This window comes from Sphingobium sp. Ant17 (assembly GCF_000588875.1).
Classification (GTDB): Bacteria; Pseudomonadota; Alphaproteobacteria; order Sphingomonadales; family Sphingomonadaceae; genus Sphingobium.
Genome location: NZ_JEMV01000072.1, coordinates 1 through 21,504 on the forward strand (window position 1 = coordinate 1; position 21,504 = coordinate 21,504).

Here is a 21,504-nt window from a genome sequence, read left to right on the forward strand (position 1 = left end):
CTGGGACGGGCATGTCATTTTCACCTCGGGGGCGAGCGAGGCGATCGCGATCGGGCTTGGTCGGGGGAAGGCCGGGCGGGTCGTCACGTCGGCGGTGGAGCATGACGCGGTGCTGCGGGTGACGAAGGGGGCCGAGCGGCTGGCGGTGGAGGGGGATGGTATAGTTAGAAACCCCGTTCGGGCTGAGCCTGTCGAAGCCCATGTCTTCTCGAAAGAAGAGCAGACCCCTTCGACAGGCTCGGGGCGAACGGATCACAAAACATTGTTCGCTATCCAGCACGTCAACAATGAAACCGGCGTCATCCAGCCGCTGGACGCGCTTGATCGTTCCGGCGCTATTCTGTTTGTGGATTGCGCGCAGAGCGCGGGCAAACTCGCGCTGCCCGACGCCGATATGATCGCGATCAGCGGACATAAATTTGGTGGTCCGCCGGGCATCGGCGCGCTGCTCATCCGCGATCTGGCCCTCATTGAGGCGAGCGGCGGGCAGGAGCAGGGTTATCGTGCGGGGACCGAGAATCTGCCTGCGATCCTGGCGATGGCGGCGGCGCTGGAGGCGCGGGCGGACTGGTTGCCGGGTGCCGCCTTGATGCGCGCACGGCTCGACGCGGGGGTCGAGGCGGCGGGTGGGGTGATCGTCGCGCGCGATGCGCCGCGTATCCCGGCGATCGCCAGCTACCGGATGCAGGGCCTATCGGCGCGCGCGCAACTCATTCAGTTCGATATGGCGGGCATTTCGGTGTCGGCGGGTAGTGCTTGTTCGTCCGGCTCGCTCAAGACCAGTCATGTGCTGCACGCCATGGGCTGGGACGAGGCGGTGGCGAGCGAGGTGGTGCGGGTGAGTTTCGGGCCGCAGACGTGCGAGAGCGATATCGACCGTTTCCTCGCCGCATGGACGGCGATGGCCGCGCGGGCGCGGCGATGATCTATCTGGATTATCAGGCGACGACGCCGCTGGCCCCCGAAGCCTATGAGGCGATGGTCCCGTTGCTGCGCGACCAGTTCGCCAATCCGCATAGCGCGCATCGGCCGGGCCGGGCGGCGGCGGCGCAGGTCGAGGTCGCGCGCGAGGCGATCGGCGCGCTGTTGCCGTCGGGTGGGCGGTTGCTGTTCACGTCGGGCGCGACCGAGGCGCTCAACATCGCCATTCAGGGTGCGCCCAAGGGCGATATCGTCACCATCGCGACCGAACATGCCGCGGTGCTGGATACGGTCGAGGCCTTGCGACGCGGAGGGAGGACGGTGACGGTGCTGCCGGTCGGGGCGGATGGTGTCGTGGATATGGGGGCGGCTGCGCAGGCGATCCGGCCCGGCGTCGCGCTGGTGGCGGTGATGCTGGTCAATAATGAGATTGGCGTGATCCAGCCCGTCACGGCGCTGGCGGAGTTGGCGCATCGGGCGGGCGCGTTGCTGCTGTGCGACGCGGTGCAGGGCTATGGCCGGGTGCCGATCCCTGACGCTTGCGACATGGTGGCGATCAGCGCGCATAAGATCCATGGGCCTAAAGGCGTGGGTGCCTTGTGGCTGCGCAACGGTGTCAGTCCTGCGCCGCTCCTCCATGGCGGCGGACAGGAGGGCGGATTGCGCTCCGGCACGCTCTCGCCCGCGCTGTGCGCGGGATTCGGGGTTGCCGCGCGATTGATGCGCGAACGGGCGGAAGCCGACCGCGCCCATGTCGAATTGCTGTCCGACCTTGCCCGCACGCTGTTCGCCGACTGGACGATCAATGGCAGCATGACCGCGCGCTATCCGGGCAATCTCAACCTGCGGCGGGCCGGAATCGACGGCGCGCGATTGTTGTCGGATTGCCGCAATATTGCTTTTTCGCTCGGCAGCGCTTGCGCAAGCGGGTCCGGCAGGCCTAGCCATGTGCTGCGCGCACTGGGCCTGACAGACGCACAGGCGCGTGGATCGGTGCGGATCGGCTTTGGCCGTTATACGACATCGGCCGAACTGGAGAGCGCTGCGGAGGCATTGAACAGGGCAGCAGCCGCACAAGCGGCGCTGTAAAAAGGGAGCGTCGCACTATCATGACCAGGGTTACCTTCATCAGCGCTGACGGGGAACGGCGGCAGGAGGTCGATGCCCCGGCGGGATCGGTGCTGCTCGACATCGCACAGGCGGCGGGCCAGCCGCTCGAAGGCACATGCGAGGGGCAGATGGCCTGTTCCACCTGCCATGTCATCGTCGAAGCCGCCGATTTTCCGCGCCTGGGCCGGGCGAGCGAGGATGAGGAGGATATGCTCGACCTCGCCGCATCCGCCACCCGCACCAGCCGCTTGTCGTGCCAGATCATCCTCGCCGACGGGCTGGACCAACTCACCGTGCGTATTCCGCCCGAATCCTATAATATGCAGGGTATGTGAAGCCGATGAAACGCCTGTCCGCGCTTGCCATGCTGCTGCTGATCGCTGCGCCGTCCAGCGCCGCCGACAAGCAGAAACAGACCAAGGAGCCGGTGCCGACCGGGCGGCTCGATTCGCTGCTGCCGCCCGCGCCGCGCTATCTGGTGCCGCAATCGGCTCTGGCGCAGGTGCGCAACCCCAAGGAGATCGAGCAGGAAACGGGCGGACGGCTGGGGGTTGCGCTGGTGGACAAACAGGGTGCGCTGCTGCTGGGTTTCAATCGCGACGAGCCGTTTGCCATGTGCTCGACCTTCAAGGCACCATTGGCCGCGGCCGTGCTAATCGGTGCGGAAGGCGGCAAGTTCGGGTTGGAGGGGGAGATACCCTTCGGCAAGGACGATCTTCTCGATTATGCGCCGGTGGTGAAAAAAAATCTGAAACGCGGCCGGATGAGCATGGCCGAATTGGCACAGGCGGCGGTCGAGGTGAGCGACAATAGTGCGGCGAATCTGCTGCTGCCGATGCTGGGCGGGCCGCAGGGGCTGACCGCCTTCATCCGCGCGCATGGCGACAGCGTGACCCGGCTGGATCGCAACGAGCCGGACCTGAACGAGAATGCTGAGGGCGACCCGCGCGACACGACCACGCCCGCCGCGATGGCCGGGCTGATAGGGCGGCTGTTGTTTAGCGACATGCAGGGCGAGAGCGCCGAGCGGCTGCGCGGCTGGCTTAACGCCAGCAGCACGGGCGACAAGCGGATCAAGGCGGGCCTGCCCGAAGGCTGGACGTCGGGCAGCAAGACCGGCAGCTGCGGCACGGCCTATAATGACGTGGCGCTGGTCAAGTCGCCGGCGGGCGATGAATATATATTGGCGGTCTATCTCGACCGACCGACGGTCGATGCCAGCAAGGCCGAGGCGGCGATTGCGGAAACGGCGCGGGCCGCGCTGGAATTTGTCGGGCAGGCGCAAAAGAGCGGGCTGGAATAGAAGCATTCCGCCGTTCCGTTCGTGTCGAGCGAAGTCGAGACACGCCCGCGTGACGCTCGCCGCTTCTCGACTTCGCTCGAAGCGAACGGTTTCGGTTGTATGCACCCCTTGCCATCCCGTCCCCCTTTCGCCATATGCGCCGCGGGAGTCGGGCGGACGTGATCGTCGCGAACCGGGTCAGGTCCTGACGGAAGCAGCCACAGTGATTTCGTCACGGGTCGTTCCGGCTCCCACCGTCCAGCCATCATCCCGCTTCGACAATAGCAGCCCGAACGGCTAGACCAGACCGATGTCCGATTCCCCGCAGCCCTATCGCGTCCTTGCGCGCAAATATCGACCGCGCAGCTTTCATGAGCTGATCGGGCAGGATGCGATGGTCCAGACGCTGGGCAATGCGATCCGGCGCGGGCGGCTGGCCCATGCCTTTTTGATGACCGGCGTGCGCGGGGTCGGCAAGACATCGACCGCGCGGCTGATCGCCAAGGCGCTCAACTGCATTGGTGCGGACGGGCAGGGCGGGCCGACGATCGACCCGTGCGGTGTCTGCGAACCCTGCACCGCGATCGCCGAGGGACGGCATATCGACGTGGTCGAGATGGACGCGGCGAGCCATACCGGCGTCGATGATGTGCGCGAGATTATCGAGGCGGTGCGCTATGCCGCCGTCTCTGCGCGCTACAAGATCTACATCATCGACGAAGTCCATATGCTCTCCAAAAACGCCTTCAACGCGCTGTTGAAGACGCTGGAGGAGCCGCCCGCCCATGTGAAATTCCTGTTCGCGACGACCGAAGTGAACAAGGTGCCGGTCACCGTGCTGTCGCGCTGCCAGCGGTTCGACCTGCGTCGCATTCCAGCCGAATTGCTGGCCAGCCATTTCGCCCATGTGGTCGAGTCCGAAAAGGTCGCGGCGGAGCCGGATGCGCTGTCGCTGATCGCGCAGGCCGCCGAAGGGTCGGCGCGCGATGGCCTCTCGATCCTCGATCAGGCGATCGCCCATGCGGAGATGGGGGAGGGCGAGCCAGTCGTCACGGCGGCGCAGGTGCGCGATATGTTGGGCCTGTCCGATCGCGGATCGGTTCGCCGTTTGTTGGGGCTGTTGCTAGAAGGCGATACCGCCGCATTGTTGTCGGCGGTCCGTGACCACTATGCGCTGGGCGTCGAGCCGCTGGCGCTGATGCGCGGGCTGATGGAGCTGGTCCATGCGGTGACATTGGTGAAGGCGGGGCGCGATATCGCCAGCCCTGGCCAGTCCGCCGAAGAGCGCGACGCGCTGGCCGACTGGGCGTCGCAGATCGGCTTCGCGCCGCTGCATCGGCTGTGGCAATTGCTGGTCAAGGGCCATGACGAAGTGGCGAGCGCGATCCTGCCGATCGAAAGCTGCGAAATGGCGCTGCTGCGGGTGATGCATGCCGCGACCATGCCCGATCCGGCCGAGATTGCGCGGATGTTGCGGGAGGGCGGGCCTGTTGCTGCGGCGGCGCCGGGCGCGGTTATTGCGGCCGATGGCTCTGGTCCTGCCGCACAATTGCCGGCCAGCTTTCCCGACCTCATCGAGGCCTTCTGGCAGCGGGGCAAGGGGCAGTTGGCACAGGAACTGCACGATAGTGTCGCGCTGGTGCGTTATGCCCCGCCCGAACTGGACTATCGGGCGGCACCGTCGCTATCGGCCGATTTCGCCGCGCGGATCGTGCCTGCGCTCAAGGACGTGACAGGTGTCGCCTGGCGCGTGGCGCAGAGCGATGGCGAGGCGCAGCCTACCTTATTGGCGCAGGAGCAGGCCGCTCAGGCCAATGCCCGCGCCACTATTCTCGAAACCCCGGTGGTGAAGGCGGCGATGGCGGCCTTTCCCGATGCGGAGCTGGACGACCGGCTCGAACAATGGAGTGTAGGACAATGAAGGATCTGAACGAAATCCTGGGCATGGCGAGCCGTGTGCAGGAAGAATTGCAGCGGGCGCAGGATAATCTCGACAAGCTGGAAGTCGAAGGCGCGGCTGGCGGCGGGCTGGTGAAGGTCAAGGCTTCGGCCAAGGGGCGTATCCTGGGCGTGTCGATCGACGACAGCTTGCTTGCTCCATCGGAAAAGCAGATGCTCGAAGACCTGGTGACCGCCGCATTTAACGATGCGCGCAAGAAGGCGGACGAGGTCAGCAATGCCGAAATGGGCAAGATGACGGCAGGCTTGCCTTTGCCCCCCGGCTTCAAACTGCCGTTCTGAGCGCGAATGCGCGAACAAACACTATAATAACGCTAGGTTCATCGTTTCACCATTATGACAGCGGCGGATTGATTGAAGTCAAGGGCATCCCCATAAAGGCGATGAACCGTTAGGCTGATACCATATTAGGACAGGGCCATCGGCTGGCCCTCGGAGTGTGAATGACTGTGCAATATCCCCTTCTGCCGCTGCGTGACATCGTCGTTTTCCCGCAGATGATCGTCCCGCTCTTCGTTGGCCGCGACAAGAGCGTCTCTGCGCTGGAAGCGGCGATGGAAGGCAATAAGGAAATCTTCCTGGTGTCGCAGCTCGACCCGGCGGAAGATGATCCGGGCCAGGATTCGCTCTATGATACGGGCGTGGTGGCGGTGGTTTTGCAATTGCTCAAGCTGCCCGACGGCACGGTTCGCGTGTTGGTGGAGGGCAAGCATCGCGCGCGGCTGACGACGATGGCGTCGACCGACACGCATCTGGTCGCCGATGTCGAGTCGGTCGAGGATATTGCCGCCGAAGGACCGGAAGCCTCGGCGCTGATGCGGTCGGTTGCTGAACAGTTTGAAAATTACGCCAAGCTCAACAAGAAGCTGCCTGCCGAAACGCCGGTGCAGCTGCGCGAGATTGAGGATGCCGGGCGGCTTGCCGATGCCGTGTCCGCCAATATCAACGTCAAGGTTTCCGACAAGCAATCGCTGCTGGTCGAGGCCGATCCGGTCAAGCGGCTGGAAATGGTGTTCGCCTTCATGGAAGGCGAACTGGGCGTGCTCCAGGTCGAAAAGAAGATCCGTGGCCGCGTGAAGCGCCAGATGGAAAAGACCCAGCGCGAATATTATCTGAACGAACAGTTGAAGGCGATCCAGCGCGAGCTGGGCAATGGCGAGGGCGAAGAGGGCGATGAACTGGCCGAACTGGCCGAGAAGATCGCCAAGACCAAGCTCAGCAAAGAAGCCCGCGCCAAGGCGACGGCGGAGTTGAAGAAGCTCAAGGGCATGCAGCCCATGTCGGCCGAAGCCACCGTGGTGCGCAACTATCTCGACGTGCTGCTGGGCTTGCCCTGGGGCAAGAAGGGCAAGGTCAAGAATGACCTCAAGCGCGCGCAGGATGTGCTGGACGAGGATCATTTCGCGCTCGACAAGGTCAAGGACCGGATCATCGAATATCTGGCCGTGCAGGCGCGCACCAATAAGCTGAAAGGCCCGATCCTGTGCCTCGTCGGCCCGCCGGGCGTCGGCAAGACCTCGCTGGGTCGCTCGATCGCCAAGGCGACGGGGCGCGAGTTCGTGCGCCAGTCGCTGGGTGGCGTGCGCGATGAGGCCGAAATTCGCGGCCACCGCCGCACCTATATCGGCTCGCTGCCGGGCAAGATCGTGACGAACCTGAAAAAGGCGGGGACGATGAACCCGCTGTTCCTGCTCGACGAGATCGACAAGCTGGGCCAGGATTTCCGGGGTGATCCGGCGTCCGCGCTGCTCGAAGTGCTGGACCCTGAACAGAATAGCAAATTCCAGGACCATTATCTGGAGATCGACGTCGATCTTTCGGACATCATGTTCGTGACGACTGCCAACTCGTTGAATTTGCCGCAGGCCTTGCTCGACCGGATGGAGATCATCCGGCTGGAAGGCTATACCGAGGACGAGAAGGTCGAGATCGCCCAGCGGCATTTGATCGCCAAGCAGATCGACGCCCATGGCCTGAAAGAGGGCGAGTTCGAAGTGACCGAGGCGGCCGTCCGCGACCTCATCCGTTACTATACCCGCGAGGCGGGCGTCCGCACACTGGAACGCGAAGTCGCGCGGCTGGCGCGCAAGGCGCTGCGCAAGATCCTCGAAGGCGTCTATGAAAAGGTCGTCATCGCGCCGGAGACGCTGGCCGACTATGCCGGGGTGCGGAAGTTCCGTCATGGCGTGGGCGAGGAAGAGCATCAGATCGGCGCGGTCACGGGTCTAGCCTGGACCGAAGTGGGCGGCGAATTGCTGACGATCGAAGCGGTCACCGTGCCCGGCAAGGGCATGATCAAGACAACCGGCAAGCTTGGCGATGTGATGACCGAGTCGATTCAGGCCGCCTTTTCTTATGTGAAGGCGCGGTCACCCGGTTACGGGATCAAGCCCAGCATCTTCAATCGCAAGGATATCCACATCCATCTGCCCGAAGGCGCGGTGCCCAAGGATGGGCCATCGGCAGGCATCGGCATGGTGACCTGCATCGTGTCGACGCTGACCGGCATCCCGGTTCACAAGGATGTGGCGATGACCGGCGAAGTGACCCTGCGCGGTCGCGTTTTGCCGATCGGCGGCTTGAAGGAAAAGCTGTTGGCGGCGCTGCGTGGCGGCATCAAGACGGTGCTGATCCCGCAGGAAAATGAGAAAGACCTAGCGGAAATTCCAGCCAATATTCGCGACGGGCTGGAGATCGTGCCGGTGAGCCATGTGGACGAAGTTCTGGCGCGCGCGCTGATGTCGGTGCCCGATGCGATCGCTTGGACCGAAGCGGACGACCTGGCCGCCCAGCCAAGTAATCCGCAGGGGCGCGATGGGGATGTCACCTTGCGGCATTGAACGGTCGGCCAATAGGGGAGAAAGCCACGGGTTTCCGGCGTTTTCATGCTGCATTGCGAAATTGCGCGCCGTCGGGCAAGTTCGTCGCTTTATCTTTGACAGCCGCTGAAAGCTGCGCCTTATTGCCGCCCCTACGCCGCGATTCCTATACTAACCAACAGCACCAGGGGGTTCCCAAGGCATGAACAAGCAGGATCTGATCAGCGCGGTTGCCGAGAGCAGCGGCCTTACCAAAAATGACGCGACCAAGGCTGTGGAAGGCGTGTTCGACGCCATTACCGGCGCGCTGAAAAAGGGCGACGAAGTGCGCCTGGTCGGCTTTGGCACTTTCTCCGTCACGCAGCGCAAGGCATCGACCGGCCGCAACCCGCGCACCGGCGAAACGATGACCATCAAGGCATCGACCCAACCCAAATTCAAGGCCGGCAAGGGCCTCAAGGATTCGGTCAACTAATGGTCTGGGCATCGGCACCAGATGCAGATGCCCGCATTGCACGATCTTAAGGGCGTCGCGGCCTGAAGACATCGAGAGTGTGTGATGACGGGGACTGACCCGCGCGCATGGGCAAAAGACAATGGGGTGGGTGCTGGATCAGCACCCACCCTCTCTTGTAAGGATCTGTCGCCAACTCCTGTTCGAACTGGGCGATGCGGTTTTGTTCGAGGGGGATCGGCATCCCGTCAAAACCGATATACCGACCTGGCTATGGCACATGGTAGGCGACCCATGCGTCATTTGACGTAGAGGGGGGATAGGCTGGGGTTGCCATAACGCGATGGTGCCTAGTGAAAGGGTCTTGCGCTGATGCGCCGTCTGTCTGCTTCGCTGCGGGGATTATTTGCCCGCGATCCGTTCATATTGTTCCTGGCGGTGTCTGGCGTAATCTTCGCGCTCTATTGGGCGGTGACGGCGCGGCGCGAGACGATCGACGTGCCCTTGTCGGTTCAGAAAAGCCTGTCCGATGATTATGAGATGATGGCGGGCAAGAAGCCGGATGCGGAAGCGCGCGCCAAGCTGATCCATGATTATGTCGCCAACGAATTGCTGTTTCGCGAAGCGGTGGAGCGGGGCATGCACATGACCGACAAGACCACCAAGCAGCGACTGATCGACCGGGTGCGATTCATGATCGCGGGCGCACCAGCGGAGCCGAGCGAGGACCAGTTGATGGGCTATTATGCCGCGCATCGCGACCTGTACCGGGCCGAACCGCGCTTGTCGGTGGATCATGTGTTCTTTGAACAGAGGCCGGCCGATGCGCCTGCCTTGCTGGCGCAGTTGAACGCGGGCGGGACGGTGAAGGGCGATGATTTCTGGATGGGGCATGATCTGCCCGATTATGGCGTGTCGATGTTGCGTGGCATGTTCGGCCAGCCTTTCTTGGATATGCTGAACAAGACACCGACCGGCCAGTGGGTCGGCCCGCTGCAATCCACGCGCGGCTGGCATTTCGCGCGGGTGCGTGATCGTGGACCGGCCGCGATGCTGGCCTATCCGGCGGTGCGCGACCAGGTGAAGCAGGACTTCCTGGCTCAGCAGAGCGGCGCGCTGGTCGAGAAGGAAGTGCAAAAGCTGGAGGATGGCTATCGCGTGCGGGTGGAGCAATAAAATGCTGCGTTGGTTCCTGCTGCTGTTGGCCATGGTCGCCGTGCCTGCGCAGGCCGATGTGTTTCGCGTTGGCGACTATGCGATCCAGCCGGGCATGGAGCCGGGCAGCTTTGACCTCAGCGCCTCTGTCCCGTCTGTGCTGGCCAGCAACGACCCGCTGGGCCTGCCCGAAGGCTGTCGCGAGACGGCGCGCGAGCGGCTGAACGAGGCGACCGTCACCCGCTATGCGATCAGCATCGATTGCGACCGGGCGGTCACCGCCGAGGATGCGATCATCACGCCGTGGGCTGTCGATGGCGGCACATTCCTGTCGACCGCCACCGGAACGCGGGTGCAGCAGGCGTTGCAGCCCAATGGCGATACGCTGTCGTTGCCGATCGGGGCGGTGGCGGCGCGGCAGCGGGCGCTGCCGGAGATCGCGGTCGAATATACCTGGCAGGGGATCATCCACATATTGGGTGGGTGGGATCATCTGGCCTTTGTCCTGTGCCTCTGCCTGTTGGCGCGCGGGCGCTATCTATTGGCGCTGGTGACGACCTTCACCATCGGCCATTCGCTCAGCCTGGCGCTGGCTTTCTTCGATATCGTCAAGGTGCCGGTGCCGCCGGTGGAAGCGGTGATTGCGCTGTCGATCGCCTTCATGGCGCGGGAGGCGATCCGGGCACGCGCGGATGACATGACCGATCCGCACCGCCGCCGTCGCCAACTTGCCGTGGTCGCGGGCTTCGGGCTGCTCCATGGCCTGGGCTTTGCCACGGTGCTGCGCGAACTGGGCGTCGCGCCGGATGAACGGCTGTCAGGGCTGCTCTTCTTCAACGGCGGGGTCGAACTGGGGCAGTTGATCTTCGTCGGCTGCGTGCTGGGCATCATGAAGCTGGCGTCGATCTTCAACCGGGATCAGTGGGTGCGACAGGCGGCGCTCTATGGGGCGGGGATCGTCGGCTGCTTCTGGATGATCGAGCGGGTGGCGGGCTTCACCCTGGGGACGGCATGACGCTGGAGGCGCAGGCCCGCGCGGCGCTGGCGCGGGGCGACCTGGCGCAGGCGGCGCAGGCGGCGCAGCAATTGGCGATGACGCAGCCGAACGATCCGGCGGGCTTCTTCCTGCTGGGACTGGCCGCCGCGGAGGCGGGGCAGGTGGCCAAGGCGCTGCCGATGCTGGAACATGCGGTGACGCGCGGGCCGGAGGCGGAACATCTCGCGCAATATGCGCGGTTGCTGATCCTGTTGCGGCGGGATGGCGAAGCCGGACAGGCTGCGCGGCAGGCATGGGCGATGGGGCAAGGCGATGCGCGCACGTTCGACACGATCGGTTGCGTGCTGGCGCGGCTGGGCGATCATGCGGCATCGTTGGCGCCCTTTGAAGCGGCCGTGACGGGTGAGCCGGACAATCTGGACTATCGCTATAATCTGGCAGCGGCATGCGGTTTCACTGGTCGGGTCGAGGCAGCGGCCAGCCATTATGAGCATATCCTGGCCGCTGATCCCGGCAATGCGCGCGCGCATTATGGGCTGAGCCTGTTGTCGCGCCAGACCGAGGCGGCCAATCCTGTGCCCAGGTTGGAAGCGGCGCTGGCGCGGGCGGACCGGCCGGAAGATGCGCTGCGTATCCGCTATGCACTGGCCAAGAGCCATGAGGATATGGGTCATGCGACCGAGGCCTTTGCGCATCTGTCGGCAGCGAACGCTGCGCATAAGCGCGCCATCGGCTATGATTTTGTGCAGGATGAAGCGATCTTCGATGCGATCGAGCGGTTATTTGCCGATGGTCCGCCGTCCGGTTGGGGAGCGGGGCTGGAGAGCGAGGATGCGCCGATTTTCGTGACCGGCATGCCGCGCACCGGTACGACCCTGGTCGATCGTATCCTCTCTTCGCATCCGCTCGTCGGGTCGGCGGGCGAATTGCAGGCGATGCCGCTGGCGGTCAAGCAGATGGCGGGCACGAGGTCGCGGCTGGTGATCGACCCGGATACGATCGTGGCGAGCGCGGCGGCCGATCCGCTGGCGATGGGGCAGGCCTATATGGCGCGGGCGCTCCATCATCGGCCGGAGGGCAAGGCGCGCTTCATCGACAAACTGCCCGCCAATTTCCTCTATATCGGCCATATTCTCCATGCTCTGCCGCGCGCGAAGATCATCTGCCTGCGTCGCCATCCGATGGATACGATCTGGAGCAATTACAAAAATCTCTTCGCCAGCCAGTCGACCTATTATGCCTATAGCTATGACCTGATGGACATTGCCCGCTATTATGCGCGCTTCGACCGGTTGATGGCGCTGTGGGACAGGCTGTTTCCCGGCCGGGTGCTGCAACTATCCTATGAAGCCTTGGTGGCCGATCAGGAGGGGCAGACCCGCCGCCTGCTCGATCATGCCGGGCTGGCATGGGACGCGGCCTGCCTGTCCTTTCACGAAAATGACGCGGCGGTCGCCACGCCCAGCGCGGCGCAGGTGCGCCAGCCACTCAATGCCGATGCGGTCGCGCGCTGGAAGCGGCATGAGAAGGCGTTGGCCCCCGCGCGCGACTGGCTGGCGAGCCGAGGCATTTCGGTCGATTAAAGGCGGCGGGCGATCGCGCCAGCAGCCCAGCCCATGCCGACCGCAAGCGCAATGGCGACCAGGCCGTAGAGGAAGGACCAATTTTCCGCCGCGCTCGCCATGAACTGTTCGAACCCCGACTTGCGCACCGTGATGTCGCGCACGGCCGCTGCGACGACCCGGCCATCCTGCACCAGGAAGGTTTCGGCGGTATAGTCGCCGACGATCACGCGCGCCGACAGAGGCAGGCGGGCGCGATACAGAACGCCATCGCTGATTTCGACCGCGCTAGGACGTTCGACGAACAGACCGGCGCGGTCGCGCAAATCGACCAGTCCCGCCTGGAACCGGTCCATTTCAGCGCTGTCGTTGAGCGAGGAGGGGGAAAGTTGGAGCTTATCGACGCCCAGTTCGTAGATCGCCGCCGTGCGCTCATCGACGATTTGTTCAATCGGGCGGGAGGACGCCATGGCGTAGAAGGTGGGCGCGGATTCGAAGCGGGCGTTGTCGGCATTGACCCACATGCCGGCGATCTGCTGCTTTTCGCGTATCAAGATCGATTGGTCCGGTCCTTTCAAGACCACGACAATGTCGGCCGGTTTTTCCGGCCGCACGCCGCCGGGATAGACGATTGCGCCGAACAGCAACAGGTCGGCACCCGTGAAACTATATTGGATGATGACTTCGCGCTGGGAGACGTCGGGCACCAGTTGCGGTTCGTCCGCGCCGCCCAGCATCAGCACGGCGGGCAGCAAAAGCGCAAGGGCGCGCGTCCGCATCAGCGCACCTCGATCGTGAAAATCTCGTCCGGGCGCCAGACCAGCCCCAACAACATACGGATGGCAACCAGCAGCACGATCGCCGCGAGCAGGACGCGGAGATATTCCGGCCGCATCGTCATGGACAGTCGGGTGCCGACCTGCGCGCCCGTCACGCTGCCGATGAGGAGTAGCATGGCGAGCACAAGATCGACCGCCTTGGTCGTCATGGCGTGCATCATAGTGGTGGCCATGGTGACGAACAAAATCTGGAACAATGACGTCCCGACCACCGACTGGGTGGTCATGCCCAGGAGATAGAGCATCGCGGGCACCAGGATGAAACCACCACCGACACCCAGCAGCATCGTCAAAATGCCGGTCGCCATGCCGAGCAGCAATGGTGCGAGCGGCGAGATGTAAAGGCCCGACCCGTAGAAGCGCCAGCGCATCGGGAGCGCGGCCACCAGCGGATGGTGTCGTCGTTTGCGGGCAGGGGCGCGCTTGCCGCTCTTGAGCGCGATCAGCGCCTGGATCGATTCCTTGGCCATCAGCAGGCCGATGCCGCCAAGCATCAGCACATAGAGAATGCCGATCACCGTATCGATCTGCCCCAGATATTGCAGCAGGCGGAAGATCAGAACGCCAAGGCCAGCGCCGACCACCCCGCCCGCGATCAGGACGCCGCCCATGCGGAAATCGACAGTGCCACGCGCGATATGCGTGACTACGCCGGACACCGAAGCGCCCGTCACCTGCGACGCGGCCGAGGCGGCGGCAACGGTGGGCGGAATGCCGTAGAAGATCAGCAGCGGTGTCGTCAGGAAGCCGCCGCCCACGCCGAACATGCCGGACAGCAGACCTACGACACCACCCAGGCCAATGATGACCAGCGCGTTGACCGACAGATTGGCGATAGGCAGATAAAGATCCATGGCCCTTCACGGGTAGAACTAAAGGACGGAGATATAAAGGCGTCGTAGCGCTTGGCGGTCAAAAATCCGCGCCGAGCGTCAAGGCGAAGCCTGAACTGGGCGCGGCGCGCCCGGCTATCCGTTCCCGCCATTCCACCGACAGACGCGCGGCGACGGGGTCGAGTGGAAGCCGGACCTGCATTTCCGGGGCTATGTCGAGCCGACTGACACCGGGCTGGGCTCCGCCTGAGATCGCTGCGCCGAGCCGCAAGCCTGTGTTTTGAACGCGGGCTAAGAGTGATAATTTGCCATCGATGAAGGCGTCGCGCTGGCGAAAGCCGACGATGCCGGTTTGTGCATAGGCTTCGGCTTCGACACCTTGCGCGATCCGCGTCGGCCCAAAGCCACCGACCACCGTGACGGCCATGGCGTTGCGTGCGCCCGCGCCGATCGCGATACGGCGCTCGATGGCGACGCTGACGGGTAGGGAAGTGACGGGTTGGACGGCTAAGCCAATGGCAGCTTCGGGTGCTGTCGGACTTTCGAGCGCGCTGCTGGCGCGGGTATAGGTTGTCACGCGGTGGACCGCGCCAGGGTTCAGGACGTAATCCAAGCGCGCGCCGATCTGGGAACTTCCCAAACGACCGGTTCTGGCAAGTTCGGCCTGCGGTGATCCGTCCCCGCGCCAGAGTATCCAGCTGCTGCCACGCCAACGATCTACCTGTTTGGGGGACGCAGAAGCGAGTATCGGGATAGGCGAGGGATGGGCGTATCGAGCTTCGGTGGTAGCATCTGAATTGGAAACAAATGCACGCGCGGCGGCGGGCGCGCTGTTAGGCGACATTGGAATGGTCGCTATGCCGCTCGCCTTCCTGATAACCTTAATGCTCATGTCCATGAGAGGTGCAGGAGCGTTGGGTAGCGTGCTTGTTCTGGAGGGGGATGTATAAGCCGTCATTGTCGGTAGGGCGGGGTTGGACGGCCGTGGCACGATCGCTGCTGTAGCGGGGTGCCCGCGGACCAACGGCAGCGGACCGAGCGGCGATGGTCCATATTGGGCAGCGATACGGATGGCGACCCAGGCGATCATCAGCAGCGCCAGGAAGCGCAGGGGTTGACCGCTTTTGTCGCTCGTCACCGATTTTCACTCAAATCGGGGAACTGATGCTGCGTCTTGTCCCATGAAAGCGGTTGTCCCAAAAGCGACCTGGCATAGAGCGAGAGGGCACGTTGGGTCGCCAAAATGGTGATGAGGTTGGCGAGCAGCGTTCGCGGGATCGCGCCCAGGCCATAACGCCAGCCATAGGCATGACCGGCAAAGACCGCCCGCATGAATATACGCCAACTCATCAGGAAAAAGTTGACCCGCAGTAGCGCATCGATGGCGGGTGATGTCGCGCGAGGGAACGAAGGTTGAAACTGAGCAATGACCCAGAGCATCGGCCAAAGCAGGAAGGCGACATAAGCGGCGCACAACACCAGCGCGGCAATGGCCGCACGCCGATCACGCAGGCGCATCCATAGCTCGGCCGTACCGCCTCGCCAGCCCATGCGGTCCCATCCCGCCAGAGAAATCCCCACGATCCAGCGCGCCTTCTGCCTGACCGCTGCGTTGATGCTGTTGGGAAAATATTCGCGTGTCGCCACCAGCTTTCCGTTCGCGTCCCGGATGCGAACGAAGACCCCATGCCCGCCGCCGTCGCGAATACGCAAGCCGGCTTCATAATCTTCCGTCAGTGACGAAGGGTCGAATGGCCCCCGAGCGGGATTGATGGCCAGAGCTGCCAACGCATCCCGTTCAAAAGCGCACGCAACCCCGGCCGATGGCACCGACGCGCCCAAGGCTTCGCGCACGGTCAGATATTTGCCATGACTCTCCGCAAATTCGTCACAATAGTGGTTGGCGATGGCACGGGAGAACCACGAGCCATGACCGGGCAAGGGCAGGACAGGTAGCTGGACCAATTGAAACCGGTCGATCATGAAGTCGAACAGGCGAATTTCATCGGGGTGGACGACATCTTCCGCATCATGGAGGACGACTGCCTTGTAGCGGCGTCCAAGCTGCGCTTCATCGGCCAGCATCGCGCGCCAGAGCACGTTGAGGCAGTCCGCCTTCGTGCTGGGGCCGGGCAGCGGATTGATGCCGACCACCACGCGCGGGTCGCTTTCGGCCACAGCGGCGATGGCGTCGATCGTATCGGGATCATTGGGATAGGTGCCGATGAATATCCGATAGTCAGATTCGCCCCAGCAATTGAGCGCATGCGTCAGCATCGACCCGATCACCTCGACTTCCTTCCAGGCCGGGATGAAGATGGCGATCCTGCCCGGATTTGCCGAAGCGGGCAGCGTTGCCGTGGTCATGCGAGGATAGCGAGCGTAGATGACAAGATCGCGCCACATGCGGCGCGACAGGAACAAGAGGTCGATGAGGAAGTCGTCGATCCCGCCTATGGCGAGGCCGACGACGGCGAATAGCAGGATTTCATGATGCAGGGTCGCAAGGAAAGCGACCGCCATGTCCCCCAATTTTCCGCCCTTCCCCTGCAAGCGCGGTGCAGGATGCCATTGGCGCAAGGGGATGCCAACCCCTTTTACTGTGCTTATACGGGATGTTATCCCTTACCATTATAACTGGGTCGCAATGGCGCATGTTTGGCCCATGGACGAATGGGCCGGGTCGCCTGCCAGTTGCGTCGAATGGCGTGTCGATACTCTACCGCTTACTTCGCGATGATCGCTGACCGTGATATAAGCTGAGTCGCTGCTTCTGCCTATTCCTTGCCAGCGCAGCCAATCGACCAGTCTCATTCAAAGAGAGGACGGCGACATGACTAGGGAGACGGATATCAATTATTTGCTGCATCGGCAGCAGATATCCCTGATCCGGGCGCAAAGCTGCCCGTCGCATCAGGCGCGTATCGCTTATGAAAATCTGGCGCGCGGTTATATCGACCAGGTGGATGCCTATCGACGGCATAATGAAAGCATGACCGGCCGGGCACATTGACGCTTATCGTCGTTTGAGCAGGCGTTCGATTACCAGATGATAGTCTTCATCATCCCGGCACTCCTGTTCCAGAACCGCCTTGATACGGTGAAGTTCGGTTTCAGTCAGATGTTCGATGCCGATGAAATCGTTGCGCGCATTGTCGATGGCGCGGATCAGTTCGTCCAGCTTCGCCTGTATCGCTGACCCGTCGCGATTTTGCGCATTCTGGATCAGGAATACCATCAGGAATGTTATGATGGTGGTTCCGGTATTGATCACCAATTGCCACGTATCGGAATAGCCGAAAAGCGGGCCGGTCGTCAGCCAAATCAGGATCGTGGCGCTGGCCAGAATGAAGGCCAGGGGCTGGCCGGTCCATCCAGCAACGCGATGGGAAAGCCGGGTGAATATCCTGTCCATGTGCTTATGCTCCCATGCGGTGCGATCTGACCGTTGCGCCGGCCATTGCCTGTTGCCATCAGGGGTGGATGACCGCCATCCTCTTTCGTCCTGTAACCGTCGCGCTGTGCCTTTTGCTGCCCGCCTGCGCCAGCCTTTCGCCCGAATCGCGGCTGCGCGCGGGATTGGTCGAAGCCGGTCTGGCACCCGCGCTGGCGGGATGCATGGCCGAAGAGATGGCTGACAGGCTCAGTTTGACGCAGTTGCGCCGACTGCAATCGCTGGCATCGGTCCGCAAGTCGCACATCGGGGCGCTTGGCGTCGATCAATGGCTTCATAAAGTGCGCGCGCTCGGCGATGCGGAGATATTTTTGGTGACCAGCAAGGCGGCTGTGGGCTGCACTTTTTAGCGCGGATTTCGCAATATTCCGGGCCATCGCTTCGCAATCGTTTTGCAATTTTGCAAAGTCGTTTTGCGAAATCACTCTGGCCATAAAAACCGGCCTGTGCTTTATCCATCGCATCACGCTTCGACGGAAAAAGGACGGCAAGCCCCATGAATATTCATGAATATCAGGCGAAAGAATTGCTCGCGAAATATGGCGCGCCGATCGCGGCTGGCCATGCTGCCTTCTCGGTCGAGGAAGCCGTTGAGGCCGCCAAGAAGTTGCCCGGACCGCTCTATGTCGTGAAGTCGCAAATCCACGCCGGTGGCCGTGGCAAGGGCAAGTTCAAGGAACTGGCCCCCGAAGCCAAGGGCGGTGTTCGCCTCGCCTTCAATCTGGATGAGGTCAAGGCCCACGCCACCGACATGCTGGGCAATACGCTGGTGACCATCCAGACCGGGGACGCGGGCAAGCAGGTGAATCGCCTGTACGTCACCGACGGCGCAGACATCGACAAGGAATTCTACCTTGCTCTGTTGGTCGATCGTGGCAGCAGCGAAGTCGCTTTCGTCGTATCGACCGAAGGCGGCATGGACATCGAAGAAGTCGCCCATTCGACGCCTGAGAAGATCCACAGCTTCTCGGTCGATCCCGCAACCGGTTTCATGCCCCACCATGGTCGTTCGATCGCAGCCGCGCTGGGCCTGACCGGTGACTTGGCCAAGCAGGCTTCAAAGGTTGCGTCGTCGCTATATGATGCTTTTGTCGACACCGATGCCGAGCAGATTGAAGTGAACCCGCTGGCGCTGACCAAGCAGGGCAATCTGCTAGTGCTGGACGCCAAGGTCGGCTTCGACGGCAACGCCATGTTCCGTCACAAGGACATCGCGGAACTGCGCGACCTGACCGAGGAAGATGCGGCCGAAGTCGAAGCCTCCAAATATGACCTCGCCTACATCAAGCTCGATGGCAACATTGGCTGCATGGTCAACGGGGCTGGCCTGGCGATGGCGACGATGGACATCATCAAGCTGAACGGTGAATTCCCGGCGAACTTCCTGGACGTAGGCGGCGGTGCCACGACCGAGAAGGTGACGGCGGCATTCAAGATCATCCTGCAGGATCCGGCCGTGAAGGGCATTCTGGTCAACATCTTCGGCGGCATCATGAAGTGCGACATCATCGCCGATGGTATCGTTGCAGCGGCCAAGGAAGTGAACCTGTCGGTTCCGCTGGTGGTTCGCCTGGAAGGCACCAACGTTCAGCAGGGCAAGGATATTCTCGCGGCTTCGGGCCTGGCGATCGTCCCCGCGGACGACCTGGGTGATGCAGCACGCAAGATCGTAGCGGAAGTGAGGAAGGCAGCCTGAGGCCGCTTCTCACCTGAACTGACACCAAAGGGTGCGGGTGGTCCGGTAACGGACTGCCCGCGCCCGTGTTGGCGTTTATAATGGAGGATGTTGAAATGAAGATCCTTGTGCCCGTGAAGCGGGTCATTGATTACAATGTGAAGCCGCGCGTGAAGGCAGACGGGACGGGCGTCGATCTGGCGAACGTCAAGATGAGCATGAACCCGTTTGACGAGATCGCGGTCGAGGAAGCCATTCGCCTGAAGGAAAAGGGCGTGGCGACCGAGGTCGTGACTGTATCCATTGGCGTTGCCAAGGCGCAGGAAACGCTGCGCACGTCGCTGGCGATGGGCGCGGATCGCGCGATCCTGATCCAGACGGACGAAGAGGTCGAGCCGCTGGCCGTCGCGAAATTGCTGGCCAAGGTGCAGGAAGAGGAAGGCGCTGGCCTGATCATCCTGGGCAAGCAGGCGATCGATGATGACAGCAACCAGACCGGCCAGATGCTGGCTGCGCTGTTGAACCTGCCGCAGGGCACGTTCGCGTCGAAGGTCGAGGTCGAAGGCGACAGCGTGTCGGTGACGCGCGAAGTCGATGGCGGGCTGGAGACGGTAAAGCTGTCGACCCCGGCAATCATCACCACCGACCTGCGCTTGAACGAGCCGCGCTATGCGTCGCTGCCCAACATCATGAAGGCCAAGTCCAAGCCGCTCGCGCAGAAGACGCCCGCCGATTATGGCGTGGATATCGGCGCACGGCTGGAGACGCTGAAGGTGGTCGAACCGCCCAAGCGCACCGCTGGTGTCAAGGTCGCCGATGTCGATGAACTGGTTGCCAAACTCAAGGCCATGGGAGTTGCCGCATGAAGACGCTTGTATGGGTTGAACATGAGGGCGGCGACGTCAAGGACGCGACCCTCTCCGCCATCACCGCAGCGGCCAAGCTGGGCGAAGTGCATCTGCTGGTGGCAGGCGAGGGCGTCGATGGCGTTGCCGCCGCCGCTGCGCAGATTGCGGGCGTCGGCAAGGTGCATGTCGCCGATGATGCGGCCTATGGCCATGCGCTCGCCGAGAACATCGCGCCGCTGGTTGTCGAACTGATGGGGCATCATGACGCTTTCATCGCGCCTGCCACCAGCAACGGCAAAAATATCGCGCCGCGCGTTGCGGCTCTGCTCGACGTGATGCAGATCAGCGATATCCTTTCGGTCGAGGGCGAAGACACGTTCACGCGCCCGATCTATGCGGGCAATGCGATTGCCACGGTCAAGAGCAAGGATGCCAAGAAGGTCATCACCGTTCGCGGTACGGCTTTCGAGAAGGCGGCTCGCGAAGGTGGGTCGGGGACGTTGGAAGCGGTGGCTTCGACCGGGGACAAGGCGCTGTCGTCCTTTGTCGGTGCCGAGATCGTCAAGCTGGAGCGGCCGGAACTGACCAGTGCGAAGATCATCGTGTCGGGTGGCCGGGCGCTCAAGGATGGGCCGACGTTCGAGGAAGTCATCTATCCGCTCGCCGACAAGCTGGGCGCTGCGGTCGGGGCCAGCCGGGCGGCGGTCGATGCGGGCTATGTCCCCAACGCTATCAGGTCGGGCAGACTGGCAAGATCGTTTGCACCGGAAGTCTATGTCGCCGTGGGGTATTTTCCGGGGGCGATCCAGCATTTTGGCGGGGGATGAAGGACAGCAAGACCATTATCGCCATCAACAAGGATGAGGATGCGCCGATCTTCCAGGTGGCGGATATCGGCTGGTGGGCGATCTGTATGACGTGCCGGAGCTGACAGCCAAGCTCTAAGGACTGGGCAAGACACAAAAAGGCGCGAACCATGTGGTTCGCGCCATAATATGGCGACCATACTCCCTCTGGCCGTCATATGCCTATTGAAGGGCCAAAACCTGTTCGCAAGCCGAGTTTTGAGCCATCGCCTCTTGTAGGTCGGTCGGCAAGTCAATGTCGAACCCGAGACCTCTGTTTTCGACCACAACAGCACCGATCCGCTGCCCCCGATGCCGGATAAAACTATCCTGTCCGAACACAAACTCGAACGGGGTCACTGTCCGCTAACGCCAGCGCGTTGGTTCCGCGACCATGGCGATCAGGCGCAAAAAGCCGCGCCCGCTTTTTTCTGCAGCTGCCAAGAGACATTCGACATCCCCCTTTTGGCAAGCATGGGGCAGATCGGCATGGACTATGACGAAAAACGTTGCATCCCCAGCCGATGACGCGCTGTGGCGATGCCGTGGTTCAGTCCGCGTCTATCGTCCCGCAGCCATTGACAGGGCCAACCGGCAGCGGCTGTGGGTGCCAGAAGATATACCGATCCTATGGCATCGACTTCTGCCAAGCGATGGATGACATGCCGGGCCATCGCTGCTGCCAGTGCCATGCGTTGCGTCAGGTCCAGCACCCCCCGCAATCGCGACTTGGTATCGGGGCCTTGCGTTC

Annotated in this window: 21 protein-coding genes, 1 other RNA gene and 1 pseudogene; 17 read left to right on the forward strand and 6 right to left on the reverse strand. The window is 62.7% G+C overall.

Annotation, left to right across the window (positions count from 1 at the left end):
- From BF95_RS21060 to BF95_RS21110, 12 genes are all read left to right on the forward strand, one after another.
- Positions 1–925 (forward strand): aminotransferase class V-fold PLP-dependent enzyme (locus BF95_RS21060; protein WP_043154139.1); only part of this gene is annotated, 925 nt, incomplete at its 5' end.
- A complete protein-coding gene (locus tag BF95_RS21065; protein WP_043154141.1) occupies positions 892–2,010 on the forward strand; it encodes a cysteine desulfurase family protein in 1,119 nt (372 codons plus the stop codon). The genes BF95_RS21060 and BF95_RS21065, both read left to right, overlap by 34 nt.
- A 20-nt stretch (positions 2,011–2,030) precedes the next feature.
- Positions 2,031–2,366: a 2Fe-2S iron-sulfur cluster-binding protein gene (locus BF95_RS21070; RefSeq protein ID WP_043154143.1), complete on the forward strand. Its 336-nt coding sequence runs from the start codon at positions 2,031–2,033 to the stop codon at positions 2,364–2,366.
- 5 nt (positions 2,367–2,371) lie between these two features.
- A complete protein-coding gene (gene blaSGM / locus BF95_RS21075; protein WP_043154168.1) occupies positions 2,372–3,334 on the forward strand; it encodes an SGM family class A beta-lactamase in 963 nt (320 codons plus the stop codon).
- Between the two features lie 140 nt (positions 3,335–3,474).
- An RNA gene (gene ffs, locus BF95_RS26705) (signal recognition particle sRNA small type) lies at positions 3,475–3,572 on the forward strand.
- Between the two features lie 51 nt (positions 3,573–3,623).
- On the forward strand, positions 3,624–5,234 hold the full coding sequence (locus BF95_RS21080) for a DNA polymerase III subunit gamma/tau (RefSeq protein ID WP_043154145.1): 1,611 nt from the start codon (positions 3,624–3,626) through the stop codon (positions 5,232–5,234).
- A complete protein-coding gene (locus BF95_RS21085) occupies positions 5,231–5,554 on the forward strand; it encodes a YbaB/EbfC family nucleoid-associated protein (protein WP_037477519.1) in 324 nt (107 codons plus the stop codon). The genes BF95_RS21080 and BF95_RS21085 overlap by 4 nt, the downstream gene beginning before the upstream one ends.
- A 161-nt stretch (positions 5,555–5,715) precedes the next feature.
- Complete coding sequence (lon, locus tag BF95_RS21090; protein WP_043154148.1) at positions 5,716–8,112, forward strand: endopeptidase La; 2,397 nt, start codon at positions 5,716–5,718, stop codon at positions 8,110–8,112.
- 181 nt (positions 8,113–8,293) lie between these two features.
- Positions 8,294–8,566, forward strand: a complete 273-nt coding sequence (locus BF95_RS21095; protein ID WP_037477523.1) for an HU family DNA-binding protein — start codon at positions 8,294–8,296, stop codon at positions 8,564–8,566.
- Between the two features lie 351 nt (positions 8,567–8,917).
- Positions 8,918–9,721, forward strand: a complete 804-nt coding sequence (locus BF95_RS21100) for a peptidyl-prolyl cis-trans isomerase (RefSeq protein WP_051520167.1) — start codon at positions 8,918–8,920, stop codon at positions 9,719–9,721.
- 1 nt (position 9,722) lies between these two features.
- On the forward strand, positions 9,723–10,715 hold the full coding sequence (locus BF95_RS21105; RefSeq protein WP_043154150.1) for a HupE/UreJ family protein: 993 nt from the start codon (positions 9,723–9,725) through the stop codon (positions 10,713–10,715).
- The gene (locus BF95_RS21110; RefSeq protein WP_043154152.1) at positions 10,712–12,280 is read left to right on the forward strand and encodes a tetratricopeptide repeat-containing sulfotransferase family protein; all 1,569 of its coding nucleotides are present in this window, start codon (positions 10,712–10,714) and stop codon (positions 12,278–12,280) included. The genes BF95_RS21105 and BF95_RS21110 overlap by 4 nt, the downstream gene beginning before the upstream one ends.
- Here BF95_RS21110 and BF95_RS21115 read toward each other — a convergent pair.
- From BF95_RS21115 to BF95_RS21130, 4 genes are all read right to left on the reverse strand, one after another.
- The gene (locus BF95_RS21115) at positions 12,277–13,038 is read right to left on the reverse strand and encodes a TIGR02186 family protein (RefSeq protein ID WP_043154154.1); all 762 of its coding nucleotides are present in this window, start codon (positions 13,036–13,038) and stop codon (positions 12,277–12,279) included. The genes BF95_RS21110 and BF95_RS21115 overlap by 4 nt on opposite strands.
- Entirely contained in the window at positions 13,038–13,952 is a 915-nt protein-coding gene (locus tag BF95_RS21120; RefSeq protein WP_043154156.1) for a sulfite exporter TauE/SafE family protein, read from the reverse strand. The genes BF95_RS21115 and BF95_RS21120 overlap by 1 nt, the downstream gene beginning before the upstream one ends.
- A gap of 58 nt (positions 13,953–14,010) precedes the next feature.
- Positions 14,011–14,508 (reverse strand): hypothetical protein, encoded by a 498-nt coding sequence (locus BF95_RS29770; protein ID WP_235209920.1) that lies wholly within the window; start codon positions 14,506–14,508, stop codon positions 14,011–14,013.
- 557 nt (positions 14,509–15,065) lie between these two features.
- Positions 15,066–16,454, reverse strand: coding sequence for a glycosyl transferase family protein (locus tag BF95_RS21130; RefSeq protein WP_043154161.1), 1,389 nt, complete (start codon positions 16,452–16,454; stop codon positions 15,066–15,068).
- A 310-nt stretch (positions 16,455–16,764) separates the two neighbouring features.
- Between BF95_RS21130 and BF95_RS21135 the strand changes: the two genes are divergently transcribed.
- Positions 16,765–16,944, forward strand: a complete 180-nt coding sequence (locus BF95_RS21135) for a hypothetical protein (RefSeq protein WP_043154162.1) — start codon at positions 16,765–16,767, stop codon at positions 16,942–16,944.
- Positions 16,945–16,947: 3 nt separating this feature from the next.
- Here BF95_RS21135 and BF95_RS21140 read toward each other — a convergent pair whose 3' ends face one another.
- Positions 16,948–17,346, reverse strand: a complete 399-nt coding sequence (locus BF95_RS21140; protein ID WP_043154164.1) for a low affinity iron permease family protein — start codon at positions 17,344–17,346, stop codon at positions 16,948–16,950.
- Positions 17,347–17,414: 68 nt separating this feature from the next.
- On the opposite strand from BF95_RS21140, the gene BF95_RS21145 reads away from it, so the two are divergent.
- The 4 genes from BF95_RS21145 to BF95_RS21160 all read left to right on the forward strand — a co-directional run bounded on the left by BF95_RS21145 (position 17,415) and on the right by BF95_RS21160 (position 20,735).
- Positions 17,415–17,735, forward strand: coding sequence for a hypothetical protein (locus BF95_RS21145; RefSeq protein WP_043154166.1), 321 nt, complete (start codon positions 17,415–17,417; stop codon positions 17,733–17,735).
- A gap of 146 nt (positions 17,736–17,881) precedes the next feature.
- Complete coding sequence (gene sucC / locus BF95_RS21150) at positions 17,882–19,081, forward strand: ADP-forming succinate--CoA ligase subunit beta (protein WP_043154167.1); 1,200 nt, start codon at positions 17,882–17,884, stop codon at positions 19,079–19,081.
- A 95-nt stretch (positions 19,082–19,176) separates the two neighbouring features.
- Positions 19,177–19,926, forward strand: a complete 750-nt coding sequence (locus tag BF95_RS21155; protein ID WP_043154170.1) for an electron transfer flavoprotein subunit beta/FixA family protein — start codon at positions 19,177–19,179, stop codon at positions 19,924–19,926.
- Entirely contained in the window at positions 19,923–20,735 is an 813-nt protein-coding gene (locus BF95_RS21160) for an electron transfer flavoprotein subunit alpha/FixB family protein (protein ID WP_443018402.1), read from the forward strand. Before BF95_RS21155 ends, BF95_RS21160 begins: the two co-directional genes overlap by 4 nt.
- A gap of 512 nt (positions 20,736–21,247) precedes the next feature.
- Here BF95_RS21160 and BF95_RS29775 read toward each other — a convergent pair.
- Positions 21,248–21,504 (reverse strand): annotated as a pseudogene (locus tag BF95_RS29775) (2-phospho-L-lactate guanylyltransferase); the annotation flags it as partial.

Bases quoted from the DNA above. Each gene is read 5' to 3' on its own strand.
- blaSGM (WP_043154168.1), top strand. From the start codon at position 2,372: ATGAAACGCCTGTCCGCGCTTGCCATGCTGCTGCTGATCGCTGCGCCG.
- BF95_RS21070 (WP_043154143.1), top strand. From the start codon at position 2,031: ATGACCAGGGTTACCTTCATCAGCGCTGACGGGGAACGGCGGCAGGAG.
- BF95_RS21120 (WP_043154156.1), bottom strand. From the start codon at position 13,952: ATGGATCTTTATCTGCCTATCGCCAATCTGTCGGTCAACGCGCTGGTC.
- BF95_RS21135 (WP_043154162.1), top strand. From the start codon at position 16,765: ATGACTAGGGAGACGGATATCAATTATTTGCTGCATCGGCAGCAGATA.
- BF95_RS21100 (WP_051520167.1), top strand. From the start codon at position 8,918: ATGCGCCGTCTGTCTGCTTCGCTGCGGGGATTATTTGCCCGCGATCCG.
- BF95_RS21130 (WP_043154161.1), bottom strand. From the start codon at position 16,454: ATGGCGGTCGCTTTCCTTGCGACCCTGCATCATGAAATCCTGCTATTC.
- BF95_RS21140 (WP_043154164.1), bottom strand. From the start codon at position 17,346: ATGGACAGGATATTCACCCGGCTTTCCCATCGCGTTGCTGGATGGACC.
- BF95_RS21155 (WP_043154170.1), top strand. From the start codon at position 19,177: ATGAAGATCCTTGTGCCCGTGAAGCGGGTCATTGATTACAATGTGAAG.
- BF95_RS21080 (WP_043154145.1), top strand. From the start codon at position 3,624: ATGTCCGATTCCCCGCAGCCCTATCGCGTCCTTGCGCGCAAATATCGA.
- BF95_RS21085 (WP_037477519.1), top strand. From the start codon at position 5,231: ATGAAGGATCTGAACGAAATCCTGGGCATGGCGAGCCGTGTGCAGGAA.
- BF95_RS21095 (WP_037477523.1), top strand. From the start codon at position 8,294: ATGAACAAGCAGGATCTGATCAGCGCGGTTGCCGAGAGCAGCGGCCTT.
- BF95_RS21110 (WP_043154152.1), top strand. From the start codon at position 10,712: ATGACGCTGGAGGCGCAGGCCCGCGCGGCGCTGGCGCGGGGCGACCTG.
- BF95_RS21115 (WP_043154154.1), bottom strand. From the start codon at position 13,038: ATGCGGACGCGCGCCCTTGCGCTTTTGCTGCCCGCCGTGCTGATGCTG.
- BF95_RS21065 (WP_043154141.1), top strand. From the start codon at position 892: ATGGACGGCGATGGCCGCGCGGGCGCGGCGATGATCTATCTGGATTAT.
- BF95_RS21105 (WP_043154150.1), top strand. From the start codon at position 9,723: ATGCTGCGTTGGTTCCTGCTGCTGTTGGCCATGGTCGCCGTGCCTGCG.
- sucC (WP_043154167.1), top strand. From the start codon at position 17,882: ATGAATATTCATGAATATCAGGCGAAAGAATTGCTCGCGAAATATGGC.
- BF95_RS21145 (WP_043154166.1), top strand. From the start codon at position 17,415: ATGACCGCCATCCTCTTTCGTCCTGTAACCGTCGCGCTGTGCCTTTTG.
- BF95_RS21160 (WP_443018402.1), top strand. From the start codon at position 19,923: ATGAAGACGCTTGTATGGGTTGAACATGAGGGCGGCGACGTCAAGGAC.
- lon (WP_043154148.1), top strand. From the start codon at position 5,716: ATGACTGTGCAATATCCCCTTCTGCCGCTGCGTGACATCGTCGTTTTC.